This window comes from Pseudomonas psychrophila (assembly GCF_001043005.1).
Taxonomy (GTDB): Bacteria; Pseudomonadota; Gammaproteobacteria; order Pseudomonadales; family Pseudomonadaceae; genus Aquipseudomonas; species Aquipseudomonas psychrophila.
On sequence record NZ_JYKZ01000002.1, the window covers coordinates 432,600 to 452,901 of the forward strand.

At 58.6% G+C, this 20,302-nt stretch carries 16 protein-coding genes; 6 read left to right on the plus strand and 10 right to left on the minus strand.

Annotated features, from left to right (window positions below):
* Positions 1 to 54: 54 nt before the first annotated feature.
* The 6 genes from TU76_RS08145 to TU76_RS08170 are packed head-to-tail and all read right to left on the minus strand — an operon-like array spanning position 55 to position 7,255.
* Complete coding sequence (locus TU76_RS08145; RefSeq protein WP_048351420.1) at positions 55 to 1,050, minus strand: siderophore ABC transporter substrate-binding protein; 996 nt, start codon at positions 1,048 to 1,050, stop codon at positions 55 to 57.
* A complete protein-coding gene (locus TU76_RS08150; RefSeq protein WP_019825625.1) occupies positions 1,047 to 1,823 on the minus strand; it encodes an iron ABC transporter ATP-binding protein in 777 nt (258 codons plus the stop codon). The genes TU76_RS08145 and TU76_RS08150 overlap by 4 nt, the downstream gene beginning before the upstream one ends.
* Entirely contained in the window at positions 1,820 to 2,770 is a 951-nt protein-coding gene (locus TU76_RS08155; protein ID WP_019825623.1) for an iron chelate uptake ABC transporter family permease subunit, read from the minus strand. Before TU76_RS08155 ends, TU76_RS08150 begins: the two co-directional genes overlap by 4 nt.
* Positions 2,767 to 3,708 carry an ABC transporter permease gene (locus TU76_RS08160; protein WP_019825621.1) on the minus strand — a complete coding sequence of 314 codons (942 nt, stop codon included), beginning with the start codon at positions 3,706 to 3,708 and terminating at the stop codon, positions 2,767 to 2,769. The genes TU76_RS08155 and TU76_RS08160 overlap by 4 nt, the downstream gene beginning before the upstream one ends.
* Positions 3,708 to 5,474, minus strand: coding sequence for an ABC transporter ATP-binding protein (locus TU76_RS08165; protein WP_019825620.1), 1,767 nt, complete (start codon positions 5,472 to 5,474; stop codon positions 3,708 to 3,710). Before TU76_RS08165 ends, TU76_RS08160 begins: the two co-directional genes overlap by 1 nt.
* A complete protein-coding gene (locus TU76_RS08170) occupies positions 5,468 to 7,255 on the minus strand; it encodes an ABC transporter ATP-binding protein (protein WP_048351421.1) in 1,788 nt (595 codons plus the stop codon). Before TU76_RS08170 ends, TU76_RS08165 begins: the two co-directional genes overlap by 7 nt.
* 192 nt (positions 7,256 to 7,447) lie before the next feature.
* Here TU76_RS08170 and TU76_RS08175 point away from each other — a divergent pair, with 192 nt between their 5' ends.
* The 6 genes from TU76_RS08175 (at position 7,448) to TU76_RS08195 (ending at position 12,954) form a co-directional block, all read left to right on the plus strand.
* Complete coding sequence (locus tag TU76_RS08175; protein ID WP_048351422.1) at positions 7,448 to 8,092, plus strand: TetR/AcrR family transcriptional regulator; 645 nt, start codon at positions 7,448 to 7,450, stop codon at positions 8,090 to 8,092.
* A gap of 302 nt (positions 8,093 to 8,394) precedes the next feature.
* Entirely contained in the window at positions 8,395 to 8,562 is a 168-nt protein-coding gene (locus tag TU76_RS25380) for a hypothetical protein (protein WP_019825614.1), read from the plus strand.
* Positions 8,563 to 8,756: 194 nt separating this feature from the next.
* Positions 8,757 to 10,256: a glycolate oxidase subunit GlcD gene (gene glcD, locus TU76_RS08180; RefSeq protein ID WP_048351423.1), complete on the plus strand. Its 1,500-nt coding sequence runs from the start codon at positions 8,757 to 8,759 to the stop codon at positions 10,254 to 10,256.
* Positions 10,256 to 11,317: a glycolate oxidase subunit GlcE gene (gene glcE, locus TU76_RS08185; RefSeq protein ID WP_046809442.1), complete on the plus strand. Its 1,062-nt coding sequence runs from the start codon at positions 10,256 to 10,258 to the stop codon at positions 11,315 to 11,317. Before glcD ends, glcE begins: the two co-directional genes overlap by 1 nt.
* A gap of 3 nt (positions 11,318 to 11,320) precedes the next feature.
* Complete coding sequence (gene glcF, locus TU76_RS08190) at positions 11,321 to 12,574, plus strand: glycolate oxidase subunit GlcF (protein ID WP_046809441.1); 1,254 nt, start codon at positions 11,321 to 11,323, stop codon at positions 12,572 to 12,574.
* Complete coding sequence (locus TU76_RS08195; RefSeq protein ID WP_019825608.1) at positions 12,553 to 12,954, plus strand: heme-binding protein; 402 nt, start codon at positions 12,553 to 12,555, stop codon at positions 12,952 to 12,954. Before glcF ends, TU76_RS08195 begins: the two co-directional genes overlap by 22 nt.
* A 494-nt stretch (positions 12,955 to 13,448) precedes the next feature.
* Here TU76_RS08195 and TU76_RS08200 read toward each other — a convergent pair whose 3' ends face one another.
* The 4 genes from TU76_RS08200 to TU76_RS08215 form a co-directional block, all read right to left on the minus strand.
* The gene (locus TU76_RS08200) at positions 13,449 to 14,876 is read right to left on the minus strand and encodes a sigma-54-dependent transcriptional regulator (protein WP_019825607.1); all 1,428 of its coding nucleotides are present in this window, start codon (positions 14,874 to 14,876) and stop codon (positions 13,449 to 13,451) included.
* On the minus strand, positions 14,845 to 16,323 hold the full coding sequence (locus TU76_RS08205) for a sensor histidine kinase (RefSeq protein ID WP_046810822.1): 1,479 nt from the start codon (positions 16,321 to 16,323) through the stop codon (positions 14,845 to 14,847). The genes TU76_RS08200 and TU76_RS08205 overlap by 32 nt, the downstream gene beginning before the upstream one ends.
* Before the next feature lie 100 nt (positions 16,324 to 16,423).
* The gene (locus tag TU76_RS08210) at positions 16,424 to 17,440 is read right to left on the minus strand and encodes an SCO family protein (RefSeq protein WP_048351424.1); all 1,017 of its coding nucleotides are present in this window, start codon (positions 17,438 to 17,440) and stop codon (positions 16,424 to 16,426) included.
* Positions 17,437 to 20,244, minus strand: coding sequence for a multicopper oxidase domain-containing protein (locus TU76_RS08215; RefSeq protein WP_048351425.1), 2,808 nt, complete (start codon positions 20,242 to 20,244; stop codon positions 17,437 to 17,439). Before TU76_RS08215 ends, TU76_RS08210 begins: the two co-directional genes overlap by 4 nt.
* Between the last annotated feature and the right edge of the window lie 58 nt (positions 20,245 to 20,302).

Below are 20,302 nucleotides of genomic sequence, written 5' to 3' on the forward strand. Positions count from 1 at the left end.
TTTAATGAGAATCGTTAATTATGAAATATGCGGCTGGCACAGCCCCGCCAGGGTTCAGCCTTGATAGCCCTTTATGACGTCCTCGATTACGCGCTTCAGGGAGGCTGGACTGGCGCCGGTTACATACCAGGCCTGGGCATCGACGAAGATCACCCGGCCGTTTTTCCAGGCATTGGTCTGGCGCAGCAACGGATTGCCCATGCTCTGCACATCCATCACCGCCCGGCGCTCCATCACGGCCGTGCGGTCAACCACGTAGATGATGTCGGGATTGGCTTGCTGGATGAATTCACTTGAAACAGGTTGGCCATGCAGCCCCGCTTCGGCCATCGGACTAGCAGATTTAACGCCCAAGGCATTGAAGATGAATCCATAGCGAGACTGCACACCGAAGGAACTGAAAGCACCGTTGTTATGCAGCACTACCAGTGCTTTTTCCGGCCGCCCTTCAGTGATACGCCTTGCTTCCTCAACTTTCGCGTCGAGTTCCAGGGCTTTCTGTCCTGCAAGGTTTTCCTTGCCGAAGATCCGCCCCAGGGTCAGCAAGTGATCCCTGATGACCTCGATATGGCGCGTCTCGCTATCTCGATAGTCGACATCGAAATGAATCGTCGGAGCCATTTCGCTCAGTTCCCGATAGTGGTTGGCCTGCAGCGACGTGATCAATATCAGGTCAGGCCTCGCCCGATGAACCCGCTCAAGGTTGGGCTGGACAATAGCGCCCAGATCCTCGACCCCCGGCGCGTCCTTGTAGCTGGACAGAAAGTGCGGGATGAAATCCTTGGGCATACCGGCCACAGGAACACCCAACTGATCGAGAAAATCGACCTCATTCATGTCCAAAGCAACCACGCGCTGTGGAGCACGATCGATCACGGTTGTACCCAACTGATGCTGCACCGTGACCGGCGCAAACGCCTCCTGCCCTGATTGCGCCCTGGCGGTTTCCCGGGGCGATTCAAGCGGCTTCTCATTGCACCCTTGCACCGTGACAAACGCGCCGATAAGCAGGGCCAGCAGCCACAATCGAAATGTGAGATCAGTGCTCATTTAGCTTCTCTTTCTGGATTGAAGTAATTGCACAGGCGTCCACGTGGGCTGTGGGTGATCTCGAAGTCCAGCCCGTAAAGCTCACCAAGCCGCGATTCAGTGATCACCTCATCAACGCTGCCGGCGCAATACACTGCGCCCTCCTTCATCGCGACAATGTGATCGCAATAACTGGCGGCAAAATTGATGTCATGCACGACTAGGATCACGGTGCGTGCGTGTTCGTCGCAGAGTCGGCGCAATGCCCGCATGATCTGCACGGCGTGTTTGATATCAAGATTGTTCAGCGGCTCATCCAGCAGCAGGTAATCCGTCTGCTGGGCGATGGTCATGGCCAGAAATGCCATTTGTCGCTGCCCACCACTGAGTTCGTCGAGATAGGCATGGCGCAGCGCTTGGAGCGAGAGAAAATCAATGGCCTCGTCGATCACTCGCTGGTCTTCACGGGTCAACACTCCACGGCTGTAGGGAAAGCGCCCGAAGGCGACCACCTCTTCTACTGTCAGACGCAAATTGAAATCCGGCGCCTGACGCAAGGTGGCCACGCGTTTGGCGTATTCGCCGACACGAATGCCTGCAACTGCACGGCCCTCGATGCGGACTTCTCCGGATGTTGGCTCCATCAACCGTGCGATCATCATCAGCAAGGTGGTCTTGCCCGCGCCATTGGGGCCGATCAGCGAAGTCAGCTGCCGAGAGGGAAAATGGGCGTCAACACCGCGCAAGACCGTCTTGGCGCCATAGACCTTATGGATATCGTGGACGGTGATCATGAGGCTCCCCGGGTGCGCACCATCAGCAAAAGGAAATACCCGCCACACACCAGATTGACGAGAATTCCAACGGTGGTTTTGTAGTTGAAGACATGCTCGACCAGAAGTTGGGCGGCGATGAAAAGCCCAATGGCAATCACGCAGCCCAACGGCAAAGTAACTCGGTGCCTGAAGGTTCGGGCAAGCGCATAGGTCATGTTTGCCACGAAGATGCCCATAAACGCGGTGGGCCCGAGCAGGCTGGTTGAAATCGCGACCAGAGCGGCAATTAGCGCCAGATGCAGGCGCACGTTACGCCGGTAATCAACACCCAGGGAAATAGCCTGGTCACGCCCCAGAGAAAGCACATCGAGGGTCGGCAAGGTTCTGATGCCTACTAGGCAAACACCGGCAACCAGCAGTCCGGCATACAGCAACTGCTGCGGCTGTGCCCGATTGAACGAGGCCAGGCTAAAGCTCTGCAGAATCGAGAACTCGCCAGGGCTGACCTTGAGCTGGACAAACTGAGTAAATGTGCCGATGACCATCGTCAGTACCAGCCCGATCAGCAGCAGGAAATAAACGTTGCTCTTGCCATTACGCAGCAGCCAGCGATGGATAAGCCACGAGTAACCAAGCAACAGCAGTACAGACAGCAGGAAGTTGCCGTTACTGCCCAACAACATCACGCTGCCGGCTCCCAGAAATAGCACCAGCAAGGCCTGCCACAACAAATAGACGGCTTCGTAGCCCATGATCGCCGGTGTCAGTATCCGGTTGCCCGTAATGGTCTGGAACGTGATCGACGACCAGCCGATACAGATCCCGCCAATCACCATTGCCGTCAGGCGGGCAATCCGCCTGGGAATGATGTAGTCGAAATCCAGCCCCGAACGCAGGAACACGAACCCCAGTGCCAACAGGAGCACTACGCCCCATATCCCATGCCTGGAAACGAGGCGCATCATCGGTGCCTCCAAATGATCAGCGCCAGGAACAGCACACCACCCATGCTGCCTGCTGTAAGACCAATCGGCACTTCAAACGGGTAGATAATCAACCGTCCAAGAATGTCGCAGACCAACAGCAATGAGGCGCCACCCAGCGCAACCATAGGCAGCGTACGGGCCAGATTATCGCCATAACGCAGCGCCACCAGATTGGGAATGACCAGCCCTACAAAAGGAATGGCGCCGACCGTAATGACCGTGGCTGCCACCGTGATTGCCACCAATAACAAACCCAGCGCCACGGTTGCCGAATAGTTCAGGCCCAGGCTCATGGCCATACCCTCACCCATACCGACCACGGTAAAACGGTGCGCATACACATAAGTCAGGACTACGATCGGCAGAATCAGGTAAATGATTTCGTAGCTGCCCTGTACGACCCTGGAAAAGTCACCCAGCAACCAGCCCTGCATGCTTTGCATGATGTTGTTGTGATAGGCATAGAACTCGGCGATGGCGCTCAGCAAGCCGCCATACATCAGACCTATGACCGGAACCAGTACCGTGCTTTTGAACCTGATGCGGCGGATGATCGCCAAGAAGATCAAACCGGCGGCGAAACAGAACACCAACGCAAACAGCATGCGCCAGATAGTACCGGCCCCCGGTGCCAGTACGATCGACGCCAGAATGCCGAGCCTGGCCGCATCCAGCCCGCCCGAAGTGCCCGGTTCAACGAATTTGTTGCGCACAATGTGCTGCAAGATGACGCCGCACACGGCCAGGCCAACCCCCGTCAGTATCAACGCCGCCAAACGCGGCAGCCGGCTGGCCGTCAATGTCAGCCAGGCATCGCCTGACAGCGACAACAGCTGCGTCCACTCCATCTGCCGTGCGCCCACCGACAGCGACGCGCCGCAAAGCAGGGCAAACAACACACATACACGCACCCGCATCAGACCCGCTCACTGTTCAGCGGTGTGCCGACCCGCCAGCCTTTGGCGGTCCGGCGCTGATCCAGAAAATGTGCGTAATGGCCTGCGTTGGCAAGCAAAGCGCCAGGTTCGCCCTGTTCGACAATCCGGCCCTTATCCAGCACCACGATCTGGTCCGCCATCGACACGGTCGACAGCTGATGCGCAATCACCACCACGGTGCGACGCCCGCGAAGTCCGGCCAGTACCTCGGCAATCACAAGCTGATTCTCGGCATCCAGGGCAGCGGTGGCTTCGTCCACCAATAGAATGGGAGCGTCCTTGATTAACGCACGGGCAATTGCGATACGCTGACGCTCACCGCCCGACAGGCGTGTACCGCCCTCACCCACAGGCGTGTCAAGGCCTTGCGGTAAACGCTCGACAAGCTCACTTATCCCGGCTTGCTGCGCAGCGTCCAGGACTTCGGCTGCGCTGGCATCGGGCCTGCCGATACGAATGTTGTCGGCAATGCTGCCCAGGAACAGATAACTGTCCTGAAAAATCTGGCCGACATGGTCCGCCAGCTGGCGACTGGACATCTGACGTACATCCACGCCCCCCACCAGCACGCAACCCTCGTTTGCATCGAAGAACCGCGCAATCAGCCTGACCAGCGTGGTCTTGCCTGAGCCCGAAGCACCGATCAAGGCTGTCATGCTGCCTGGTGCAATACGCAGGTTGACGTTATGTAGTACATCTGGCTGATCAGGGGCATAGCGCATGCTCACCCTGCGCAATTCCACACTGCCATCACGTGGCGGCTGCGGTTGGTCCGGCTCCAACAAAGGCTTTACCGCGAAGATGCCCTGCACAGCTTCAAGCTGACCGCACGCACTGCGCAGGATCTCGGCATAGCTGGCCACGTCCAGCAACGGGTCGATATAGCGACTGGTCAAGAGCAGCGCGACCATCACCGCAACCACCGAATCTGTATCCAGCGTGCCGCCCAATTGGGCGTTGAGCCACAGAGCAGCCGTAATCATCAAGGCTGCAAAAATGGCCTGCACGACCCAGGCATTGAGTACAACCGAGAGCGAAGACTGATAAATCAACCGCAAGCCAGACTGGCGTTGCCGCTCGATGGCCTGTTCGAGTAACTGTGAACTCCCGCCCTCACTATTGAATGCGCGCAGCACTGACTGGGCCTGTGCAAACTCGACCATACGCTGGCTGGCATCGGCGAAATGACGATGGTAAGCCTGATCGGTACGCCGCCCCAGGCGCGCGGTCAACCACAAAGCGACGGCCAGAATCGGCAGCCCTAGAAGCGCGATAAGCCCCATTGGCCAATGCAAAGCCAACAACGCAACGACGATCACCAAAGGCGTCACCGCCCCAGTGATTACCGGTGTAAATACGTGCGCTGGCAATTGGGCCACCGTCATCATCCCCTGGGTAATCACATGACCCAGATGGCTGGTGTTGTGGGCCGTGAACCAGCCCAAGGGCAAACGCGCAACATGATCGCCGATACGTTGGCGTGAACCCTGCAGGATAACCACACCCACTGCCACACCAGCCCTCTCCACCCTACGGCGCCAAGCCCAGCATACGGTCATTCCGGCAAGCGTCAGAATCAGCCACAGCGCCGCACCGCGCACATCTTCTGCCAGCAGATACCCCAGCACCGGTACCAGCGTGGTGAGGGTCAAGCCGCTGAGCAATCCATAAGACACCGTCATCAATACATAACGATGGAAAACAGGCGCATCGTCGCCCAGCAGCTCTATAAAGGCTTTCAGCATGACGACACCGCCGGTTCTTCGCAGTTATGGTAGTCACCCAACGCCCACAAATGGGCATATAGCCCCTGACGTGCCAGCAACTCGGCGTGGTTGCCTTGTTCATGGAGCGTGCCGTTATCGAGCACAATGATCTGGTCGGCATGCATCACGGTGTCGAGTCGGTGGGCGATGACCAGAAGTGTGCGGCCCTCGGCGAAGCGCGACAGGGCATCCTGGATTGCAACTTCACTTTCGGCATCCGCCGCCGCCGTGGCTTCGTCGAGCACCAGCACGGGCGGATCGAGCAAGACGGCGCGAGCAATACTCACTCGTTGCAACTCGCCGCCGGAAAACTGCGCATCCTCACCCACCACCGAGTCATAGCCGCGAGGCAACGCGAGAATGCGCTCATGGATATTGGCCATTCGCGCCGCCTCCTCTACCTGCTGCCGGGAGGCCGACGGCCTGCCCAGGGCAATGTTGTCGCACACACTGGCATGAATCAGCCGCACCTCCTGCAAGACGAAGCCGATATGCCGGTACAGCGTAGAAGTCTCAATGTGGCGCAGGTCCACGCCACCGAGGGTGATACGACCTTGGGTGGGGTCAAAAAAACGCAGCAGCAGGCGCGCCAGGGTTGATTTCCCGGCGCCGGAACGACCGACTATGGCCGTCGTTGTACCGGGCTGGAGTGCAAAGCTGATATCCAACACTCCCCTGCGCCCGGCGTCATAGGTGTAGCCGACGTGCTCCAGGCAGATTTCACTGCCCATAGGCAACAACTGCATGCCGGGCGCGGGTTGTTCAAGCACCGGGGTATCGAGCAGTGCCTGCACGCGGCTGGCAGCACCCGTGGCGTGGTTAAGGTCGTGAGTGACGTAGTGCAGCAATAGCAAGGGACCACATAAACCTGGAGTCACCAGGGCGAATGGCAGTACATCCAGCGGCACGATCCAGCCCAACGCAACGAAAGAAGTTCCAAATGCCAGCACCGTACCCAGTACAGCGACCGGAGATATCATCGCATTGGCGTTGGCCATTGAGCCCACCAGAGGGCGGGTGAAACCGATAAAAGCATGGGCGAAAGCGTCGATGGCCTCGCGGTAACTGTTATGCGCCTTGCCAATTGCCCCGAACGACTTGACGACCGGGATGCCATTGACGAACTCGACCACGGCATTGTCTATGCGCCCCATCCCCTCGACGAACGCCTGCATGTTGCGCTCGCTGGCCTTCATGGCGCGGGTGAAAAAGAGGAAGAATCCGGGAAACGGCAAGATCGACACGATCGCCATGCGCCAGTCCATCGCAAACAGGTAGACAAGCGAGATAACAATAGCGCCTACCGCGCGCCCCACCGTCGTATAGAAATGCGCGGTCAGGCTGTGCAGCGTATTGATGTCGTCCTGTATTGCCTGCTTGACCTCACCGGATGCACGACGTGTGAACCACCCCAGGGGTACGCGGCTCAGTCGCTGGATAATCGCCATACGCAGGTGATAAGTGATGCGATTATCAGCCAGGTGGGCGAGAAGTTCTGCGGCGGATATCAGCAGCATTCCCAGACACAGGCTGGCGATACCGGCGATCACCACCCACCACACTTCGTGGGAAACGATGCCCGAATCGCCGAGGGCCAGACTCGCTATATGCGCAATGCCTGCCAGCGGCACCAGCGTCAACATTGAACCGCAACCCGCGAGCGCGGCGGCAACAATCAGCCGCCCACGAATGGGGCTCAGGATCTGGCTGATGGGGCCACGCCCCTTGGGTTTGGCCGAGACCGTGTCAGGAGTGTCCATGTCAATCAAGCGTCCATAAATTCAGGAGGATGGAATGGCTTTCGCACTCCAGCGCAGGGCAAACAGAAGGGAGTCGGATCACATGGGATTGGCCCGGAAATCAGAATCTTAATTAGTTGCATGACTATAAACTAATTTGCGCAATGCTGACAAGACAGCTACAAGACACTCCTCACCGCTCAAGGAACAGCCATGAAAGCGTCACAACCACCCGCCTCCCGCGGGCGTCCGCGCACCATTACGCGAGAGCGCATCGTCGAAGCCGGTATTGAAATCGGCTTACCAAGCATTACTTTTGTCGGCGTAGCCGCTGCATTGGGGGTCAGCCACATGGCGCTTTACAAGCATGTTGCAAACCTTGAGGCGCTCAAGAATCTGGTAGTCGAAGAGATCTTCACTCGGTGGCAAATACCCCGGGCCGACGTAGAGCAACGCAGTGCGTTGAGGGAGTACCTGACGCTGTTCGCCACATCGGTACGGGTGTTTGTCAAAGCGCACCCCGGACTGACGCCCTACGTCATCCGCAGGCTGGCAGCGACACAACCCATGCTCGCCAAGATCGACGAGCATCAAGGCCATATCGCACAGGTCTATGGCCTCTCAAAGGAAAACGCACGCTGGCTGCTGGCGACAGTGGCATTCCACGGTATCGCCGTGGCCGATACGGTGTATTCGGTAACAAGCCGAGCGCCTGTTATCGAAGCAGATCGCTTGGCGGAAGAAACCGAAATGGAGGTGGAGCTGGACCAGGGCATGCGCGCGCTTATCGTAGGGGCACTGGTCCTGCTTGAGGAACAGGCTCAGAAGGATAGTCAGACGTTCAGTACCAAGTCGTAGTACACAGGGCAAGTTCGGCAGCCCCAATGATCACTGCCGTTCAATCGCAGCTTCGCGAATCAACCTGTCAACGGCCTCTATGACGTTCATCATTGAGGCCGTTTTTTGCAGCGTTTTTTGAAACGACCCCTTAATCATGTCTTGCGCCACCTCTTGCGAACAAACGCAGCCCTGAATGACACGCCTGCAACACATACTCCGTCTATAGAAAGGGAACTACTGAGCCAGAGCCGGTCCAAACAGGTTCAAGTCATTTAAGTTGTAGAAATCAGGGGTCAGGTGATGAACAAGCAGGAAGAAGGATGAGCGCCAAGACGAGCCACGGCTGGATCTGGGCATACACCAAGATTCGCGGCCTGCAATGCTCCCGGCTGACTTCGGCCTACAGGGCCTCCCTCTACGTGATGCGCGGTGATACGGGAACGTTTCACAGCGATCTGAGCTGGCAAAAAAATCGCATCCGCCGCTGAACCGGCAACCAGCACCCTCTCCCTTCAAACCTGCACGTTGCCGTGCGACGGGTTTACTTGCGCCATCGAAACCTTTACATAATTGGTTCGACCCGCCAAACAATACATAGACAGGAACACGCCCGGGTCCAATGATGGACCGCTGCATCCGGATACAGACCTCTAATAAAAACAATCGAGTGTCGTGAGCCGCCATGAACATCCTTTACGATGAACGCGTCGATGGCATCCTGCCCGACGTCGATCTAGCCCTGCTTCTGCACACCTTGCAGGCACGTTTGCCGGGCCTTGAAGTCCTGCATCAGCGTGAAGAGTTGAAGCCGTACGAATGCGACGGCCTTAGCGCCTACCGCACCACGCCCCTGCTGGTGGTGCTGCCACGTCACCTCGACGAGGTGCAGGGCGTGCTGCAGATTTGCCATGAGCTGCGCGTCCCGGTCGTCCCTCGCGGGGCTGGTACCGGTTTGTCCGGTGGTGCATTGCCGTTGGAAAAAGGCGTACTGCTGGTCATGGCCCGCTTCAACAATATCCTCCACATCGACGCCGCTGCCCGAACTGCACGGGTTCAGCCGGGGGTGCGCAATCTGGCGATTTCCCAGGCGGCGGCACCGTTCGGCCTTTATTACGCCCCCGATCCGTCCTCACAAATCGCCTGTTCGATCGGCGGCAACGTCGCGGAAAACGCCGGTGGCGTGCATTGCCTAAAGTACGGTCTGACCGTGCACAACCTGCTCAAGGTCGAGGTTCTTACCGTAGAAGGCGAGCACCTGACATTGGGCTCGGACGCACTCGACTCCCCTGGTTTTGATCTGTTGGCGCTGTTTACCGGCTCCGAAGGCATGCTCGGGGTGATCACCGAGGTCACGGTCAAACTGCTGCCCAAGCCTCAGACAGCCAAAGTGCTGCTGGCGGCATTCGATTGCGTTGAGAAAGCGGGTCGAGCCGTGGGCGACATCATTGCCGCAGGCATCATCCCCGGCGGCCTGGAGATGATGGACAACCTGGCCATCCGCGCTGCGGAAGACTTCATCCACGCAGGCTACCCCGTCGACGCCGAAGCCATTTTGCTGTGCGAACTCGACGGTGTTGAAGCCGATGTCCATGACGACTGCAACCGGGTACGTCAGGTCCTGGAGCAGGCCGGTGCCACCGAAGTGCGCCAGGCTAAAGACGAGGCTGAGCGGGTGCGCTTCTGGGCCGGGCGCAAGAACGCCTTCCCGGCTGTAGGTCGCCTCTCGCCTGATTACTACTGCATGGACGGCACCATCCCGCGCCGTGAGCTGCCGGGGGTTCTGCAAGCCATCGCCGCGTTGTCGGCCGAGTACAACCTGCGGGTAGCCAACGTGTTCCACGCCGGTGACGGCAATATGCACCCGTTGATTCTGTTCGATGCCAATCAACCGGGCGAACTCGATCGCGCCGAAGCCTTGGGCGGCAAGATCCTTGAGTTGTGTGTAAAGGTCGGCGGCAGCATTACCGGCGAGCACGGCGTGGGTCGCGAAAAAATCAATCAGATGTGCGCGCAGTTCAACAGTGATGAACTAACCCTGTTCCACGCTGTAAAGGCTGCCTTCGATCCCGGTGGCCTGCTCAACCCCGGCAAAAACATTCCCACCCTGCATCGCTGTGCCGAGTTTGGCGCCATGCACGTTCACATGGGTCGATTGCCCTTCCCTGAACTGGAGCGTTTCTGATGCACAAAGAATCCGATCTGGATGACAGCGACCGCCTGCTGGAACAGGTCCGGCAGGCCCTTCAGTACGCTACCCCGCTACGTATTCAGGGTGCCAACAGCAAGATGTTCCTTGGCCGCCCCGTAGCGGGTGAAGTGCTCGACACCCGCTCCCACCGGGGCATCGTCAGCTATGACCCAACCGAACTGGTGATCACGGCCCGCTGCGGCACCCCCTTGTCGGAGTTGGCGCAAGCTCTGGATCAAGCCCAACAAATGCTGCCCTGCGAACCGCCCTCGTTCGCAGATGCCACGGTAGGGGGCATGATTGCCAGCGGGTTATCGGGACCTCGCAGGCCCTGGTCAGGCTCGGTCAGGGACTATGTCCTTGGAACACGGGTCATCACGGGGCACGGTAAACATTTGCGCTTTGGCGGCGAAGTCATGAAAAACGTCGCCGGCTACGATCTGTCCCGCTTGATGGCTGGCAGTTATGGCGTGCTTGGGGTGGTGACCGAAGTGTCCCTCAAGGTACTGCCCAAGCCTCGGCAATGCCTGAGTATCAGCCTGGAACTGGACCCCGAACGCGCCCTGCTGCGCCTTGCAGAGTGGGGCCAGCAACCGCTGCCGATCAGTGCTGCATGCCACGATGGCCAGCGCCTGCACATAAGACTTGAAGGCGGCGATGGCTCGGTGGCAGCGGCCCATGAACGGCTCGGTGGCGAGCTGCTGGATTCTTCGTACTGGACCGATCTCAACGAACATCAGCTGAGCTTCTTCGACGAGACCCAGCCCCTTTGGCGGCTGTCCTTGCCCAACAACACTCCCTGCCTGGCTTTGCCCGGTACTCAACTGATCGATTGGGGCGGTGCGCAGCGCTGGCTCAAGTCAGATGCCGATGAGGCGTTCATTCGCAACGTCATGGCAGAAGTCGGCGGGCATGCGACCTGCTATCGGCACGGCCTGGTCGACAGTCCGTTTCAGCCCCTGCCCGATGTGCTGATGCGCTACCACCGCAATCTGAAACAGCAACTCGATCCACGGGGCATCTTCAACCCCGGTCGCCTGTACGCGGAGTGTTGAGCCATGCAGACCACCCTGAGCGACAAAGCACGCCAGTTGCCCCGCGCCCTGGAAGCCGAAAGCATCCTGCGCAGTTGTGTGCACTGTGGTTTCTGCAACGCCACGTGCCCGACCTATCAGTTGCTTGGCGATGAACTGGATGGACCGAGAGGCCGTATTTACCTGATCAAGCAAGTGCTCGAAGGCAACGAGGCCACACAAAAGACCCAGCAACATCTGGACCGTTGCCTGTCGTGCCGCAATTGCGAAACCACCTGCCCTTCCGGCGTCGATTACCACAACTTGCTGGATATCGGCCGGGCCGTGGTCGACGCTCAAGTGCCCCGGTCGCTAGGGCAGCGCTTGTTGCGCGAAGGCTTGCGCAGTGTTGTCCCGAGTACCGGTCTGTTCAAAGGGCTGGTCAGCAGCGGTCAGGTTCTACGCCCATGGCTGCCCGGTCCCCTGCAGGCAAAATTGCCCCGCACGGTGCCTGCGGCAAAACCTCGACCGACCACTCACCATGCCCGACAGGTGCTGATGCTCGAAGGCTGCGTGCAACCGAGTCTGTCACCTAATACCAACGCGGCGGCCGCCAGAGTTCTGGACCGGCTAGGGATCAGTGTGAAGCCTGCCCGTGAAGCCGGTTGCTGCGGCGCCGTGGATTATCATCTCGACGCCCAGGCGACGGGCCTTGATCGCGCCCGCCGTAACATCGATGCATGGTGGCCCGGCATTGAAGACGGAGCCGAGGCCATTGTGCAAACTGCCAGCGGTTGTGGCGCCTTCATCAAGGATTATGGCCACCTGCTCAGCAGCGATCCGGCTTATGCCCGCAAGGCAGAAAGGGTCAGCGCGCTGGCCAGGGACCTGGTTGAAGTACTGCACGATGAGCCCCTGGAAACGCTTGGCATACACAGCGATCAGCGCCTGGCGTTCCACTGCCCTTGCACCTTGCAACACGCCCAAAAGCTCACTGGGGCGGTTGAAGCCCTGCTGGCCCGAGTCGGGTTCAACCTGACAGCGGTTCCCGACAGCCACCTGTGCTGCGGTTCGGCGGGGACTTATTCGCTGACCCAGCCCGAGCTGTCCCGACAACTGCGCGACCAAAAACTCACTGCACTGGAGAGCGGCCACCCCGAGGTCATTGTGACGGCCAATATCGGTTGTCAGTCCCATCTCGACAGTGCAGGCAGAACCCCGGTCCGCCATTGGATCGAACTGTTCGAAGCCGCACTGCCCCAACCCGGAGAGCCACCATGCAAACCAAAGCCGTACTGAGTCAGAAAGAAGTCAGCCAAATCCTTGCCGTGGCCCGCAGCGAAGCACAGAACAACCAATGGGCCGTCACCATCGCCATTGTCGACGACGGCGGCCATCCGCTGGCCCTTGAACGCCTTGACGGTTGCCCGCCGATCAGCGCCTATATCGCCACTGAAAAGGCGCGCACCTCGGCGTTGGGTCGACGCGACTCCAAAGGCTATGAAGAGATGGTCAATGGTGGACGCTACGCCTTTTTGTCTGCCCCCCTGCTGACTTCCCTGGAAGGTGGCGTGCCGATCATCGTCGGTGGCCATGTGATCGGTGCCGTCGGTGTCTCCGGAGTCAAGGCCGAACATGATGCACAAGTGGCCAGGGCCGGCGCGCAATGCCTGAAATGACCCGGCCACGATGCACCCAAGCAAGCAGTTCCTCTATGGGAGCGAGCCTGCTCGCGAAAGCTTCAGCACGATCATTCGGGTAAACCGCGTCGTATGAATCGCGAGCAGGCTCGCTCCCACAATAATCCCTGCAAGGCGCGAATTCTCTGGGTGCCGAAGTCCTAGTGGGAGCGAGCCTGCTCGCGAAAGCATCAGCGCGATCATTCGGGTAAACCGCGGCGCATGAATCGCGAGCAGGCTCGCTCCCACAATAAACCCTGCAAGGCTCGAGTTCTGTGGGTGCCGAAGTCCTAGTGGGAGCGAGCCTGCTCGCGAAAGCATCAGCGCGATCATTCGGGTAAACCGCGTCGTATGAATCGCGAGCAGGCTCGCTCCCACAATAATCCCTGCAAGGCTCGAGTTCTGTGGGTGCCGAAGTCCCAGTGGGAGCGAGCCTGCTCGCGAAGGCATTACTTCGGATTAACGGGCAAACCGCAGCGCACGCCTAAAGGCGCTCACCACTGGCGTTTGTCCGGGCGCTCCAGGCCCAGTTTTTCTATCCGGTAGCGCAACATGTCCCGGCTCAACCCCAGCAGGCGGGCCGATTTGGTGACGTTCCAGTCGGTCTTGTCGAGCATCTTGCGCACCATGTCGCGCTCCACTTCCGGCAGGTTCATCGACTCCATACCGTTGTAAACCGCACGTGGCTCATGAAGCTGCGCCTCCAGTTGCATCTGGGGCTCATCCACCAGGCTCAGGCACACGTTCAATTGATTCGCAGCAATGGTGTCGCTTTGGGCCAGCAGCACGGTTTGCTCAAGCATGTTGCGCAGCTCACGCACATTGCCCGGCCAGCTGTAATTGAGCAGCAGTTCTTCAGCCTGATTGCTGAAATGCAGATGCTGCTTGCCATAGCGTTTGCCATGACTGGCGAGGAAGTGTCGCGCCAGCAACAGAATGTCCTGACCCCGGCTGTGCAGTCTCGGCACCTTGATCGAGATGATGCGCAGACGAAAAAACAGGTCGCGACGGAATTTACCCTGTTGAACCATCTGTTCCAGGTTGCAGTTGGTGGCGCTGATAACCCGCAGATCCACCTTGCGCTCCTTGACCGAACCGACACGGCGAATCGTCCGGTCTTCCAGCAACTTGAGCAGCTTGGCTTGCAGCAACAGGTCCATCTCTCCGACTTCGTCGAGAAACAGCGTGCCACCATCGGCGGCTTCCACCAGGCCCACACGCCGATCCTTTGCGTCAGTGAAGGCCCCTTTCTCGTGACCGAAGAGCTCAGATTCCACCAGATTGGACGGTATCGACGCGCAGTTGAATTCAATGAACGGGCCTTTGCTGCGTGGGCCGTCAAAGTGCAGCGCCCGCGCCACCAGCTCCTTACCAGTGCCGGTCTCGCCTTCCACCAGAACAGGCGGCAAGTCGGTGTTGGCCATCCGGCGCTCCGCGTCGAGCAACTGGGCAATGGTGCCCTTGAGGTATTGCATGGGCGCCGAATCGCCGATCAAGGCCTGAACCCCTGATTTCTGAGCCTCACGCTCCTGATAAAACGACAGGGTGCGCTCCATGCGATCAGTCGCCATGGCCTTGTCCAACAACAGCTTGAGCTCAGCCAGGGCTACCGGTTTGGTGACGTAGTGGAAGGCGCCCTCCTTCATCGCAATCACCGCATCTTCTACGTTGCCGTACCCGGTCATCATGATCACTTTCAAATCCGGCGCGCTGTCGCGCAGCTTCTGGATCAGGTCATGGCCACTCATGCCCGGCAGTGAGTTATCAGTCAACACCACGTCAGGGGTGAAGGCCGTCATTTTTTCAAGCGCCTCTTCAGCCGAATGGCAGATCGTCACCTCGAAGTTTTTACGCTCCAGATAAGTCTGAATATTCTCGGCTAAAAGCTCGTCATCCTCGACCAGCAGAATGCTGTGTTCCATATTCTTCTCCCGTTGCCACTTTAAAGTTGAGTCGCACGCGGGTTCCTTCCTGCTCTCGGCTGGTCAGTTCGACCGAACCTTCGAAGCGCTCCATGATTCTTTTAACCAACGCCAGGCCGACACCCAGGCCGCCTTGCTTGGTGGTAAAAAACGGTTTGAACACCATCTGTTGCTGCTGCGGGCTCATGCCTTTACCCGTATCGCTCAAGGTCATGCTCAATTGCCCCGGCTGCGAGGATTCGATGTCGATCATCAGCACGCCGCCCTTGGGCATGGCCTCCAGGGCATTGGCAAACAGGCTGTTGAGGATTTGCGTGAGCAGCACTTGCTGACTGACTACCGGCTCAAACGCCGGTGAATTGAATCGTACTTCCACATTCGAACTGCGGATCAGGGGTTCGAAAGCGCTCAAGGTGTCTTCAAGCGCCAGCACCAAATCCACGGCTTCGGACTCTTCAGTGGCCGGGCGCAAGGAAACAAGCAGCTCACGGACCCAACGCGACATGCGGTCGACCTGATTGATAATGTCACCGATATTTTTCTGTGCACCTAGGCTGGCGAGGCCCTGGGACAGTTCGGCACTTGACCGTATGTTTGCCAGAGGGTTGCGCAAGCTGTGGGCAACGGCTGACGACATAGCTCCAAGGGCGACAAAAGTTTCGTTAGCAATCAGCTGCTTTTGCTGGCTTTCGAGCAGTCGGGCGGCGCGGCGCACGATCCAGAACAACGCCAGGTAAATCACCAGTCCGCCCAGTATCGTCGCCAGCCAGATGCTCTTGAAGCCGCGCTGTATGCGCGCTACCAGGTCCGCGGGCTCCTTGTAGATCTCCACCATGGCAATAACGTGACTTTTGTCGGCGTTAAACATCGGTATGTAGTTTTCAACAAACAGGTAATCGGGCTCACGCAGCAGTCGCTGTTCAGGGCGTTCATCGTTAATTTCGTGATAACTGGTGGAGACCGCTTCCTTCATTTCAAAGGACTGATCCAGTTCATCGTCATTTTCAATACGCACCCCGATCAGTTCAGGATTGGTTGACCAGACCACCGTGCGGTCAAGGGCATACACGGTAGCCAGAAGAAGGTCCGGCAGGTGCTCCACATGGTCCAGAAACTCAATGCGCGCCGTTGTCCGCGTCTCGGGTGCAACGTCTGGATAAGCCTTGTCCTGACGCGGATCGAGCATCTCACCCATGGTACGGTCGGGCGTGATAGCGGCATGCCGGATCTCTGCCGCACCAATGGCCTGGATAAATTGCGCGGTCAGGATCGAGTCCCGCTCAATGCTCTCTTCGACCAAAAAGCGCGTGGATATGTAGCCCAGCCCCAGGGCTACCGCGGCAATGATCAGAAAGCTGCCCAGAGAAAACCAGCGCAACAGGTTGAACTGCCTGCGTTTGAGCAGTTGCGCATGGGGATCGGCTTCTGTTTTATCGGGTAACGGCATGGGTGTTCCCCGGTAGCTGATCTGAGTCCTTTCAGTCGAGTTCAGAGTCAGTGTAGGCGTCCGTTAACAAGACGGACGATACAATGATGCTATTTAGCCTCTACTGCACGTGCGCTGACAGAGACTGCTGGCGATCCGTTTCTTCCTGCAAGAAGTCCATGATTGCCTGCGCGGCGCTTTCATCCAGCCGCAGGTTGGGCATTGGAATCTTGCCGTATTGTTCGAACAGTGCCATCGCAACCGGATCCTTCTGCACCAGCATGCGATCCGGCTCACGTATCCAGCGGCTCAGCCAGACCGGATCGCGCTGCCGGGTCACCCCGATCAGATCGGGGCCGATACTGCGCATACCGATGCCTTGCCCGTCCTCCAGGCCCAGGCTGTGGCACGAGGCGCAACGCGTACGAAAAAGCTCTTCACCGTTGCTTGGTGGACGAATTTCAGGGGCATCTGCATAGCTTTGTTCGAGACTGGGCTGCTTCCAGTTTTGCAAGGTATTGGCCAGTTGATCAGCCAGAATCCAAGGATTTTCAAAGGGCGAAGCTTTCATCCAGCGACCGGTTTGCTGATTGCCTACGATCAGGCTGAGGTTGTGATCCTTGGTCCGGCCGTTGTCGACACCCTCAATGAACAACCCGAGTTTGTGCCGCAGTTCGGTGACGGCGTCGAACTCACCGGTGAGAAACTGCCAGCCGGGCCCTGCCTTGAAGCGTTGCGCGTAGGCCTTTAGCACCTGGGGTGTATCGCTCAATGGATCGATGCTGATGGAGTAAAAGAAAATATCTTTGCCGACCCGCTCCCCCAGCAGCTTTTGAACCTGGCGCAGACGCGCCGTTTCGAGGGGACACGAATCACTGCACGAGGTGAAGATGAAATTGATCACCACCACCTTGCCCTTGATCATGTCATCGAAAAAACGCATCTGCCGACCGTCCTGATTGGTCAGCAGGGTGTTGGGAAAGTAGTCACCGCCCCAGGGCGTTACGGGTTCATTGACCGGGACCGGCTCGGCTTCATGGGCGACACACACCTGAGTCCCCAGCAGGCAGGTGACCAACAACACCAAATGCATGCGCAGCGCACGGCAAAGGGCCAATTGAGCACCCATGAGGTTCATTGGCTCACCTTCACTTGTGGGCCCAGGCCATCGCCCTTGCGGAAAGTAGGCAATGCGGCCGAATTTACATAGCGCACACCGTCCCAGCTGGGCAGCGGAGTCGGCATCAACTGGAATTGCCCCGGTTTCTCTATGTCCCAACGCAGCAGCATGGAGTTGTCTTCATGCTGGGTGTTGTGACAGTGCTCCATGTAGGTGCCAGCAAATTCGCGGAAGTTGATCGCCATTTCGACGCTGTCCAGCCCATCTTTTTCCGAGCCGATACGGTACACATCTTTGCGAGCCCACTTTTCCCATTCCGGCGGAGCCTTGCCACCCCGACTGAGAATGATCCCTTCCTCGAAGTGCACGTGCACCGGGTGACTCCAGCCCTTGCCGCCGGCCTTGATGTTCCACACCTCAAGCGTGCCGAACCCGGCAGTCCCTGCATCGGTTGGACCGCTGGCCAGCTGGGTGGCCGCATTCAGCCGTCTGGGGTCCATGTGGAAGCCAAAACCGCCATCGGTCTTGACCGTCCAGGGTGCTTCGTCAGTCCCGTCAGAGCGGCCGAAGATGAATGTACGGTGGCGAGCCTTGGCCAGCAGAGCCTTGTCTGCCGCATTGTCGCGATGCAGCTTGAGCGGGATCATGACCAACCCTTCTGCCTTGCCCGGCTTCGCGGGTTCATAGGCAGCGGGGTCCATGGCCAGATCCTGCCCGGTGTAAGCCTTGACGTTGAACTGCAACACCATGCCGACTGCCGGGTCGCCCTTGTCCCATTGCGGGCCTTTGCTCGACTGCTTGATCACTGCCAGGTATTTCTGCGACAGCACATCGCCCAACGCTACGGGTTCTTTAGGACCCTTGCCGTCGTCATGCACCAGCAGGTTAACCATGAACAGCTTGTCCCCTGGCTTGATTCCGTTTTTCGCGAAATTAACGATGATGTCAAAGCGTTCGGCGATGCCCTGGGTCGGCAGGATTGCGTTGTGGTTTTGCTTGTCGCCGTCTGCATCCAGGTCCATGGAGCCGTCAAAAGGAACGCTGTGCTCCATGATGTTGCCGTCGTTGGCGATCATATGGAACGGCACCCGGGCATAGGAAACGCCAGAACCTTTTGGTCCCTGGAACTCGCCGCCAGTGCCTTTGATTTCACGCACCATGGCCAGTTTGAAGTAGCGCGATACCGAGCCATTGAGGATACGGAACCGATAGCTGCGAGCACGTACGTCCAGGGTCGGCTTCCATTGCCAGTTCACCAGCATCTGGTCACCGATAAAACCGTCGGTGTTGAACGGGTTGAACCACAGCTGACCATTTGCATCCCAGGCCTTGTCGGCGAGTACCAGATTGACGTCGTAGTCGCGATTGCCCCACGCCAGCGCGCTGCCACTGGGCAAGCGCAGGTTGACGCCGTCGTTCACTGATTCGTTGCCACGGTCCAGGGCGCTGTAGTAGTTCATCATGGCCGCGTTGCCCTTGTAGACATTCTGCGCGGTGAAATCGAGCATGTGATCGTGAAACCAGTGTGTGCTCATGGTTTCGCGCCAGTCGCCACGGATGTTGATCGTGCCGTTTTCGCAGGTCTTGCGGCTCGGCCTGAGATCGTTGGTCCACAGGGTTTCACCGGGCGCACACGGGAACGCTGCACGGGGGTCATGGGCGTCGGTGTTGATGCTGTCGTAGCCGGCCAGCTGGATCGGCCAGCGATAGTCGTAATACTGCCCAGGGAAGAAGAACGCGTTAGCATAGCCGTCGCTTTCAGCTGGCGCGTGGCCGTTGTGTTCGTGGGTGCTGATGGTGTGCAGGCCAAAGCCCATGTTGGCCGCCGGATCGATCGGCAAGCCGTTGTAATGCCGCATCAGTACCGGCTGACCGTAGCGCACCATCAACAGCTTCGGTGGCAAGGTGCCATCGAAGGTCCAGACCGAATTGTGGTTTTGCACCGGCATGTTGGGGTGAAAGCGCGCATCCACGCCCTTGGCTGTGCCATCGGTTGCCGCTACGCCCGCCACGTTGTGGTACAGGCCACCGGGGCCGAACTCGCCCAGCGCATAACCGTGCATCTGCCGACTGTCCCGCAGGCCGCCATTGGTCCGCGCCCCGGTCTGCACCGTCTTGTAGGCCAATTGCGGGTAAAATTCGTTCCAGCGCTGATGGGACCAACCCTTGCCTGGCGGACGCCCTTCGGCAGACGAGCCAATGCGGCGATTGAGAAAAAACTCGATTTGCGCCTGCCACGGGTTGCGATCCACCACATTCGAAAACTGGCTGGGAAACGGTGTCAGCCCCGGTTGACGCAAGAAAGCGTCGAGGGCCGCTCCCGGTGGCGCACTGCGGGCGACACTGGTGGGGTCCTGCTGCGGCAGCGGGCCAATCGCCGCTGCCGGAAACCCCAAGGGCGCTGCAGGTGTGGTCGGGTCAAGTTTTTCCGGGCCGAACTCTTCGAACAGTACCAACTGCTGGGTAAACGGTTGAGCGCCAAACAGCGGGCTGGGTTTACCGTTGGTGGGGTAGTTGAAGCTGGTCTGCACCGCCGGCGGCAGGATGTTCTCTTGACGCATGGTTGCACGGGTGCCTTTGACCCCATTGGGCAGGTCGAAGGAATCCAGGTTGGCTTCCGGCAAGGTCAGGATGGCGTTCAAGGCTGCCGGTTTGTCAGCCGGCTCATCATAAAAAGCGGACGGGTCTGAAGGTTCAGGCTGTCGTTCGTCATCGATGGGGCTGGCACGCAGAGGCGTGATGCCCAGGATCATTGTCAGCAGAACACTCAGCGGAGCTAGCACACCGAGCCATTTGGAAGGGAACCGCGCTTTTATGTCCATCACCAGCCGCCTCGAAATCATGAAGGGGGTAATGGAACAGGTGCAAGGAGCCCGCCAC

Bases quoted from the DNA above. Each gene is read 5' to 3' on its own strand.
- TU76_RS08145 (WP_048351420.1), bottom strand. From the start codon at position 1,050: ATGAGCACTGATCTCACATTTCGATTGTGGCTGCTGGCCCTGCTTATC.
- TU76_RS08150 (WP_019825625.1), bottom strand. From the start codon at position 1,823: ATGATCACCGTCCACGATATCCATAAGGTCTATGGCGCCAAGACGGTC.
- TU76_RS08155 (WP_019825623.1), bottom strand. From the start codon at position 2,770: ATGATGCGCCTCGTTTCCAGGCATGGGATATGGGGCGTAGTGCTCCTG.
- TU76_RS08160 (WP_019825621.1), bottom strand. From the start codon at position 3,708: ATGCGGGTGCGTGTATGTGTGTTGTTTGCCCTGCTTTGCGGCGCGTCG.
- TU76_RS08165 (WP_019825620.1), bottom strand. From the start codon at position 5,474: ATGCTGAAAGCCTTTATAGAGCTGCTGGGCGACGATGCGCCTGTTTTC.
- TU76_RS08170 (WP_048351421.1), bottom strand. From the start codon at position 7,255: ATGGACACTCCTGACACGGTCTCGGCCAAACCCAAGGGGCGTGGCCCC.
- TU76_RS08175 (WP_048351422.1), top strand. From the start codon at position 7,448: ATGAAAGCGTCACAACCACCCGCCTCCCGCGGGCGTCCGCGCACCATT.
- TU76_RS25380 (WP_019825614.1), top strand. From the start codon at position 8,395: ATGAGCGCCAAGACGAGCCACGGCTGGATCTGGGCATACACCAAGATT.
- glcD (WP_048351423.1), top strand. From the start codon at position 8,757: ATGAACATCCTTTACGATGAACGCGTCGATGGCATCCTGCCCGACGTC.
- glcE (WP_046809442.1), top strand. From the start codon at position 10,256: ATGCACAAAGAATCCGATCTGGATGACAGCGACCGCCTGCTGGAACAG.
- glcF (WP_046809441.1), top strand. From the start codon at position 11,321: ATGCAGACCACCCTGAGCGACAAAGCACGCCAGTTGCCCCGCGCCCTG.
- TU76_RS08195 (WP_019825608.1), top strand. From the start codon at position 12,553: ATGCAAACCAAAGCCGTACTGAGTCAGAAAGAAGTCAGCCAAATCCTT.
- TU76_RS08200 (WP_019825607.1), bottom strand. From the start codon at position 14,876: ATGGAACACAGCATTCTGCTGGTCGAGGATGACGAGCTTTTAGCCGAG.
- TU76_RS08205 (WP_046810822.1), bottom strand. From the start codon at position 16,323: ATGCCGTTACCCGATAAAACAGAAGCCGATCCCCATGCGCAACTGCTC.
- TU76_RS08210 (WP_048351424.1), bottom strand. From the start codon at position 17,440: ATGAACCTCATGGGTGCTCAATTGGCCCTTTGCCGTGCGCTGCGCATG.
- TU76_RS08215 (WP_048351425.1), bottom strand. From the start codon at position 20,244: ATGGACATAAAAGCGCGGTTCCCTTCCAAATGGCTCGGTGTGCTAGCT.